This window comes from Allobosea sp. 05T438, assembly GCF_056396025.1.
This window is the reverse complement of record NZ_JBFTKQ010000049.1, coordinates 1-1,211: the sequence shown is the minus strand read 5'-3', so window position 1 is coordinate 1,211 and position 1,211 is coordinate 1. Positions and strand designations below refer to the sequence as shown.

At 61.6% G+C, this 1,211-nt stretch carries 3 protein-coding genes; all 3 read right to left on the bottom strand.

All coding sequences use genetic code 11. The features are described 5' to 3' along the window. Positions 1-160: 160 nt before the first annotated feature. From AC1DIN_RS29845 to AC1DIN_RS29835, 3 genes are read right to left on the bottom strand one after another with little or no spacing between them, the layout of a single operon-like run. Positions 161-709, bottom strand: a complete 549-nt coding sequence (locus tag AC1DIN_RS29845; protein ID WP_476812349.1) for an SOS response-associated peptidase — start codon at positions 707-709, stop codon at positions 161-163. Next, the gene (locus AC1DIN_RS29840) at positions 660-893 is read right to left on the bottom strand and encodes an SOS response-associated peptidase family protein (protein WP_476812348.1); all 234 of its coding nucleotides are present in this window, start codon (positions 891-893) and stop codon (positions 660-662) included. The genes AC1DIN_RS29845 and AC1DIN_RS29840 overlap by 50 nt, the downstream gene beginning before the upstream one ends. 12 nt (positions 894-905) lie before the next feature. Continuing rightward, positions 906-1,127 carry a hypothetical protein gene (locus AC1DIN_RS29835; RefSeq protein ID WP_476812347.1) on the bottom strand — a complete coding sequence of 74 codons (222 nt, stop codon included), beginning with the start codon at positions 1,125-1,127 and terminating at the stop codon, positions 906-908. Between the last annotated feature and the right edge of the window lie 84 nt (positions 1,128-1,211).

Below are 1,211 nucleotides of genomic sequence, written 5' to 3'. Positions count from 1 at the left end.
CCCGGTTGTGAACATTGGCCCGTGGGGACGGGAATTTCATCAAAGGCTCGAGCKAGTGCACACTCCTTACGCTTTCGATGAATTGCCCCGGTTGCTGCGGGAGATCGTGAAGCGTTTCCTCGGATAGGTCTGCTGAAACCCAAGCGGGGGAACCAAACGCTTAGAATAAGCTGCCCTGGGGAGGCGGTTCCTCGGGCGGACGTTTCGCTGGCGGGCTTTCGGCGGAGACGGGCTCCTCGGTGGCAGGATCGTCGTCGCCGACCTTAGCGTTGTTCATCCTGCTGTTGACGATCCACTCGCGAAGCTCGGGTGGAGGCTGGTCGAGGAGCTCCTTCCCACCGGTGCCATCGAGCCAGGCGTCGAAATCCCTGGGGTGCAGGATTGCTGGCATCCGGTGATGGATGGCCGACATCCACTTATCGGCGTCCCGGGTGATAATCGTGCAGGAAACGATCTCCTCGCCGGTCTCGGGATCGGTCCATCGATCCCACAGGCCTGCGAACGCCAGCAATCCGCCATCCGCAGCGCTGATCCGGTGCGGGACCTTTTCGCCCTTCGTGCCCGTCCACTCATAGAACGAGCTTGCCGGGATGATGCAGCGCCGCTTGACGAAGGCCGAGCGAAACATCGCGCTGTCGCTCATTCGGTCGGAGCGAGCGTTATGGGTCGACCCGACTTCCGAAGGATTCTTCTTCCACCACCCCGGGATCAGCCCCCCAGCGCGCCTTTCGAAGCTCTCGCCCGGCCTCGGTCTTCACGATGATGTCGACGTCGGTGGTCGGCGGGATGTTGTAGCGGGCGCGCAGGTTCGGCCGATCCGCAGGCACGGTCAGAGGTTGGCTGAAGGTGACGATCTCTTCCCAGGTGTAGGCTTGGCTGAATCGACCGCACATCGGGTGCTGCCTCTATTGAATGTGAGAAATCTTGGCCTGCTCCTCGTTGGCCTTCGCGAGGAAGGCTTCGAGCTTGGCCAGCAACCCGGGCGTGAAGACCAAGTTCATGACCTGGCCGCCGGCCATCTCCAGGCTGATCATCGTTTCTCCCTGAGGATCGGTCGTTATAGCCACCTGCCTCACGTCAACGACGTCGAGATCGATTTCAGGCAGCTCGGCAGGCTTCTTCGCCATCAATCCCGGTCCGTGGTCGGTCGMCATAACTCATCCGGTACGCGCTCCCCGGTCACTTGTTCCTCGGCTATGCGGTCGGCTTGA